Consider the following 5,742-nt stretch of genomic DNA (forward strand, 5'->3'; position numbering starts at 1 on the left):
GCGCCTTCTCCAGGAGGAGGACGTCCCGGCCCTGCTCGGCCGCGGTGAGCGCCGCCATCGTGCCGGCCGTTCCGCCGCCGATGACGAGGACGTCACAGGAGAGCTCCAGGGCGTCGGTGACTGCGGGGATGTGCATGGAAGGGGCCTCTCAGGTGCCGGGGGATCAGGTGCCGAGGGACGTCAGAACGGCGCGGCGCAGCTCGATGGTGGCTGCGTCGCCGTGCGCCGTACGCTCACGCGGGCGCGGCACGTCGAGTACTTCGAGTGCGGAGGGGGCGGTGGGGGTGGCGGGAGCCCGGCCGCCGCCGGTGCCGAGGAGGGCGACGCGATCGCCGAGGAAGAGCGCCTCGTCCACGTCATGGGTGACGAAGACGACGGTGGCGCCCGTGCCGCGCAGCACCTCGGCGAGGAGCTGCTGCATCCCGGCCCTGGTCTGCGCGTCGAGGGCGCCGAACGGCTCGTCCATGAGCACGGCCCGCGGCTCGCCCGCGAGGGCTCGGGCGAGCTGGACCCGCTGCCGCTGCCCGCCCGATACGCGGTGCGGCAGCCTGGCGCCGTGCCCGCCGAGGCCGACACGCTCCAGCCAGCCATCGGCCCGGGCACGGCGCTCGCCGCGCCCCACTCCCTTGATGGCCAGGGGCAGTTCGACATTGGCCCGCAGGGTGCGCCACGGCAGCAGCGCGTCGTCCTGGAAGATCAGTGCCCGTTCGGCGTGGGGCGCGGTGATGGGGCGGTCGTCCTGGGTGACCTCGCCGCCCAGCGGCCGCAGCAGTCCGGCGAGGGTGCGCAGGAGGGTGGACTTCCCGCATCCCGAAGGGCCGACGACGGTGAGGATCTCGCCGGGGGAGACGTCCAGGTCGAGCCCCGCGAGTACGGGGGTGCCCTGCCGTCCGATCGACGCGTCGCGCAGGGTGAGCCGGGTGCCGCGCGGCGGGGCGAGGACAGGGGCGGGGGCGGTCTCGGGGGGAGTGGTCATGGCTCACGCCTCCTTCGTCGAGGTGAGGGGCTCGCGGTCCGGAAGCCCGGACAGGGACTCGGGGGCCGGAACCCCGGACGGAGCGCGCCGCGGTCTTCGCGCGGGGGACCGGCGCGGCATCGGCGCATCGGTGCGGGACTCCGTGCGGGGCAGCCACCGCGTCACGCGGCGGCCCAGTACCTCCACCGCCGTCGACGTCAGCCAGCCGAGCGCACCGATGGTGACCATGCCGACGAAGACGCCGGGGTAGTCGACCACCGTGTAGTCCTGCCAGGTGCGGTAGCCCACGCCGTACTCCCCGGAGATCATCTCCGCCGAGATCACACAGATCCACGAGACGCCGATCCCGACGGAGAGCCCGCCGAGGATGCCCGGCAGCGCGCCCGGCAGGACCACCGAGCCGAGCACGCGCCACCGCCCGCCGCCCATCGTGAGGACCGCCTCCTCCCACACCGGGGTCAGGGCGCGCACCGCGTGCCGCGTGGAGACCATGACGGGGAAGAATGCCGCGGTGAAGGTGATGAAGACGATGCCCTGCTCATTGCTGGGGAAGAGCAGGATCGCCACCGGCACGAGGGCGATCGCCGGTATGGGCCGCAGCACTTCGAGGACGGGCCCGAGCAGATCGGCGGCCAGCCGCGAGCGGGCGATCGCCGTGCCGACGGCCACCCCGGCGACCGCCGCGAGCGCGAAGCCGGTGACGATGCGGCTGAGACTGTCGGTGAGGTCCTGCCAGTACGCCTGGCTGCCGACGCGCTCCCCGAACTCCCGCGCGACGTCGACGACCGTGGGGAACTGCTCGAAGCGCAGCCACACACTGACGTCGAGCGCGGTCAGGAGCTGCCACAGGCCGAGCGCGGCGGCGAGCGACAGAATCCGTATGAGATGACGGGCCGTCATGACGCTTTCTCCAGCGCCGTGTTGTACGAGACCTTACGAGCACCCGGGTGCGCCTTGGTGTAGGCGCCGGCGGTGGCGGGAGTGACGAAGGGCAGCAGCTTCCCGCCGTCCGCCACCCACACGGCCTTGTCGGCGAACCAGGGGGTGCCGGTAGTGGTGTCGGGAACGTACGCCGCGCGCACCTTGCCCTGCCGTGCCGCCGCCTGGCGCAGCAGATCCGCCGGGGTGCCGTAGGACCGGGTCCTGCTCTCTCCCTTGAGCCAGAGTTGGCTGCGGGGCGGCTTGGGGGCGGCGCTCAGCGCGGCGGCGTATCCGGCGCCGTACGCCTTCTTCACGTACCGCTCGTCGACGAAGCCGTCCACGTCCACGTCGCCCACCAGCTTCGCCGACTTCAGCACGGGCACGTCCTTTTTGAGTGCGGCCACCAGCGCGGGCTTGATCGTGGGGTCGAACGTGGCGATGCCGTGCGCGCCGTTGTAGAGGTAGACGACCTCGGCCGGGAGGCCGGTGGCCTTCGCCACCGACTCGGCCGCGGCGACAGGGTGCTCGTTGAGGTAGCCGGTCGCCTTGTGCTGGGCGCGCAGGAAGTCTTCGAGGACGCCGGGCCGCTTCTTCGCGAAGTCCTCGCGCGCGGTGACTCCGTGGAAGGTCGGCAGGTCCAGTTCCGCGCCGTCGTACAGCGCCCGTGCCCGGTCCTGGAAGGCGAGCAGCCCCGGCCAGGCCACGAACTGCGAGAGCGCGTCGGCGCTGCCTGCCTGGAGCGCCGAAGCGCCCACCGCGGGCTGCTGGTTGAGCTTGCGGATGCCGTCCGCGGGGTCGATGCCCGCCTGTCGCAGCGCCCGTACGAGTGTGCCGTCCGCGGCCGAGCCGACGCTCGTCGAGACTTTCTTGCCGCGCAGGTCGGACAGCGACGACAGCTTCGAACCGGGCGCGGTGACTATGGTGTTGAGGCCACCGCGGAGGTTGTATCCCGTGACGGACACGAGCTTCGTCGGACGGTTCAGCTGGGTGCCGCGGGCCGCGTTGATCAGCAGGGGAAAGTCACCCATCGAACCGATGTCGATCTTCCCGGCGGTCATCTGTGCGGTGATCGGCGCGCCGGTGGCGTAGTCCTGCCACTTCACCTTGTAGGTGACGCCCTCCCGTTTGCCGCGCGCGGCGAGCTCACGCTCGAAGTAGCCGAGCGACCGCAGGAGCGTGCCCGCGGTGACGGTGTTGATGGTCTTGGACTGGTAGCCGATGGTGACGGTGACCGTGCCGGACTCGTCCGCGCTCGCCCCGCCACAGCCCGCGAGCGGGACCGTCAGGAGGGCGGCGATGGCCGTGTTGAGTGCCGTGCGTTTCATGGAAGTGGGAACCTCTCGGCCTTCGGGGGCCTTCGTCGGCGGCTTCACCGGAGCAGATAGGGCATGTTGACCGTGACCGCGCCCGTGGGGCAGCGGGCCGCGCACGGCCCGCAGTACCAGCACTCGTCGACGTGCATGAAGGCCTTGCCGCTCTCCGGGTTGATCGCGAGCGAGTCGAGCGGACACATGTCGACGCAGAGCGTGCAGCCGTCGATGCACTTGGACTCGTCGATGGTCACGGGCACGTCGGCGCGCTGGGGGGCCAGAGGCATGGCTGTCTCCCGGAAAGTGGTGGCGGAAGGAAAGGAGAAATGGAAAGGAGAAGGAAAGGGGGAAGAAAGGACGAGGTCAGAAGGTCAGAGGGCGCGGTGCAGCAGTCCGCTCATGGCGATGCGGTCGCCGCGGAAGCGGATGAACTCCAGGTCCACGGGGCGCCCGTCGGACAGTGAGGTGAGGCGTTCGAGCATGAGCACGGCGGCGCCGCGCGGGGCTTCGAGGACGGCGGCGGAGTGCGCGTCGGCGTTGACGGCTTCCAGGGTGATCTCGGCGGTGCCGAGCGGTTGCCCGGTGAGGGTCTCGAGAAGCCGGAACACGTCCGTGTTCTCCAGGTCGCAGCCGATGAGACCGGCGCCGATGTCCATCGGGACGTAGGTGAGGTCGAGGGAGAGCGGCAGGCCGTTCAGCCTGCGCAGCCGCTCGATGCAGAGCACGTCGGTGTGCTCCGCGAGGCCGAGCCGCCGGGCCACGGGTGCGGGCGCGGGGACGGGACCGACCGTACGGACTTCGTTGGTGACGTCGCCGTGTTCGTGCAGGGTCTCGGCGAGGCCCTGCAACCGGTCGAGTCCGTGCGGGTACTTCTCGGACACCACGACGGTGCCCACGCCGGGCTGCCGTTCGAGCAGCCCTTCCGTACGGAGCAGATCGAGCGCCTGCCGGACGGTGTTCCGGGACACGCGGTAGTCGCTGCCGAGCGTGCCTTCGAGCGGCAGCACACCGCTGGGAAAGCCCCCGGTGCGCACCTGGTGACGCAGCAGGTCGGCGAGCTGCCGCGCCTGGTCCGCGCGCAGCCGGCGCCGTCGTGCGGCGGCGACCGGCACAGTGTGCTCGCGGATACGTTCGGCTGGCATGCGAGGGACCATACCGACGCCGTCGCGGCCGTGGTGTTGCCGGAGTATTGCGCCACTCGGCGCACCCCGCGTACTGGCTCTGACCTGTGAGTTCGTGAATGCGCCGGGGAGATCTGCCACGACGGGCCGGGTTTTGGTCCTGCCGGGCGAGGCGAGCGCTCTTTCGATCAAGGCCGTGGAGTGTCGCTACCTAAGTTGCGAATTATCCGTCTATATGTAGTGCCGTAAAACCTCTCGTCCGGGTTTGCCGGGAACGAGAGGCCAACGCACGAGATCCCCGAGTGAGAGGCACACGTGAGGCTTGCGAAACTGAGCCGCGGAGCGACTATTTCCGCCGCGGTGGTGATGTCCGCAGTCGCCTCCACCGGGCAGGCCATCCCCATCGACACCGGAACGGGTGTCAGGGCGGCGGCCAATCTGCAGATCTCGAAGTCGGTGACACCCGATCCACTGGTCATCGGCGACAACGCCGTCTACACCCTGACCGTGACGAACAGCGGTGACGAGGACGCCTCGGGCGTCACGGTGACCGACCAGTTGGGGGACGGGATCAGCGTCGGCGGCCTCCCGGACTCCTGCACGGCTCAGGGGCAGACGGTCACCTGCGGAGGTTCGGGCGTCACCGTACCGGCGGGCGCCACGCGTGAGTTCCAGATTCCGGTCACCGTGGACCCGTCCCTCTCCGACGGAACCAACATCAGGAACCAGGCCGATGTCCTCCAGGACGGCTCCCAGCGGGCGTCCACCACCTTGATCTCGCAGTCCACCACCCTGACGGACGTGGAGATCACGAAGACGGCGACCCCCGAGGTCGAGGCGGACGGGACCTACACGTTCACCCTGACGGTGACCAACCACGGCCCCTCCAACGCCGTCGACGTCACCGTCCAGGACCCCACGGACGGCAACCTCTCCTCCATCGTGGAGCGCCCCGAGGAGTGCCCGGACTCCGGTCTCACCATCACCTGCCCCCTCGGTACCCTCGCCCCGGACGAGACGCGCACGTTCACCGTCACCATGCGCGCCAATCCCGACGCGGAGGGCCAGACCATCACCAACTGCGCCCAGGTGTACACCGGTTCACGGGAGAACAACACCGAGAACAACCGATCCTGCGCCACCACGGACGTAGTCCCGCCGGACACACCCACTCCGACCCCGACGCCGACGCCGACGGACGACCCGACGCCGACGCCGACGCCTACGGACGATCCGACTCCTACGCCGACGGACGATCCGACGCCCACGCCTACGGACGATCCGACGCCCACGCCCACGGACGATCCGACCCCCACGCCGACGGACGATCCGACCCCCACGCCGACGGACGATCCGACGCCCACGCCCACGGACGACCCCACGCCGACGCCGACGGACGACCCGACGCCGACGC

The 5,742-nt window shown here is 70.6% G+C and carries 7 protein-coding genes; 1 reads left to right on the forward strand and 6 read right to left on the reverse strand.

Going from position 1 to position 5,742, the window contains the following annotated elements:
* The 6 genes from ACQKIP_RS37940 to ACQKIP_RS37965 all read right to left on the reverse strand — a co-directional run.
* Nucleotides 1-136: FAD-dependent oxidoreductase (locus ACQKIP_RS37940; protein WP_427745187.1), on the reverse strand; the 136-nt coding region annotated here is incomplete at its 3' end.
* Between the two features lie 27 nt (nucleotides 137-163).
* Nucleotides 164-976, reverse strand: coding sequence for an ABC transporter ATP-binding protein (locus ACQKIP_RS37945; RefSeq protein WP_365854833.1), 813 nt, complete (start codon nucleotides 974-976; stop codon nucleotides 164-166).
* Nucleotides 977-979: 3 nt separating this feature from the next.
* Nucleotides 980-1,876 carry an ABC transporter permease gene (locus ACQKIP_RS37950; protein ID WP_365854831.1) on the reverse strand — a complete coding sequence of 299 codons (897 nt, stop codon included), beginning with the start codon at nucleotides 1,874-1,876 and terminating at the stop codon, nucleotides 980-982.
* Nucleotides 1,873-3,222 (reverse strand): ABC transporter substrate-binding protein, encoded by a 1,350-nt coding sequence (locus ACQKIP_RS37955; RefSeq protein WP_365854829.1) that lies wholly within the window; start codon nucleotides 3,220-3,222, stop codon nucleotides 1,873-1,875. The genes ACQKIP_RS37950 and ACQKIP_RS37955 overlap by 4 nt, the downstream gene beginning before the upstream one ends.
* 44 nt (nucleotides 3,223-3,266) lie before the next feature.
* On the reverse strand, nucleotides 3,267-3,494 hold the full coding sequence (locus ACQKIP_RS37960; RefSeq protein ID WP_249586246.1) for a 4Fe-4S dicluster domain-containing protein: 228 nt from the start codon (nucleotides 3,492-3,494) through the stop codon (nucleotides 3,267-3,269).
* A gap of 84 nt (nucleotides 3,495-3,578) precedes the next feature.
* Complete coding sequence (locus tag ACQKIP_RS37965; protein WP_365854827.1) at nucleotides 3,579-4,349, reverse strand: GntR family transcriptional regulator; 771 nt, start codon at nucleotides 4,347-4,349, stop codon at nucleotides 3,579-3,581.
* A gap of 345 nt (nucleotides 4,350-4,694) precedes the next feature.
* Here ACQKIP_RS37965 and ACQKIP_RS37970 point away from each other — a divergent pair.
* The coding region (locus ACQKIP_RS37970; RefSeq protein ID WP_427745188.1) for a CARDB domain-containing protein at nucleotides 4,695-5,742 on the forward strand (1,048 nt) is incomplete at its 3' end.

Source organism: Streptomyces sp. NPDC059900, assembly GCF_050270335.1.
Lineage (GTDB): Bacteria > Actinomycetota > Actinomycetes > Streptomycetales > Streptomycetaceae > Streptomyces.

What these genes read in the sequence shown, in the direction of transcription:
- ACQKIP_RS37960 (WP_249586246.1), bottom strand. Translation starts at nt 3,494, where the DNA reads ATGCCTCTGGCCCCCCAGCGCGCCGACGTGCCCGTGACCATCGACGAG.
- ACQKIP_RS37950 (WP_365854831.1), bottom strand. Translation starts at nt 1,876, where the DNA reads ATGACGGCCCGTCATCTCATACGGATTCTGTCGCTCGCCGCCGCGCTC.
- ACQKIP_RS37955 (WP_365854829.1), bottom strand. Translation starts at nt 3,222, where the DNA reads ATGAAACGCACGGCACTCAACACGGCCATCGCCGCCCTCCTGACGGTC.
- ACQKIP_RS37945 (WP_365854833.1), bottom strand. Translation starts at nt 976, where the DNA reads ATGACCACTCCCCCCGAGACCGCCCCCGCCCCTGTCCTCGCCCCGCCG.
- ACQKIP_RS37965 (WP_365854827.1), bottom strand. Translation starts at nt 4,349, where the DNA reads ATGCCAGCCGAACGTATCCGCGAGCACACTGTGCCGGTCGCCGCCGCA.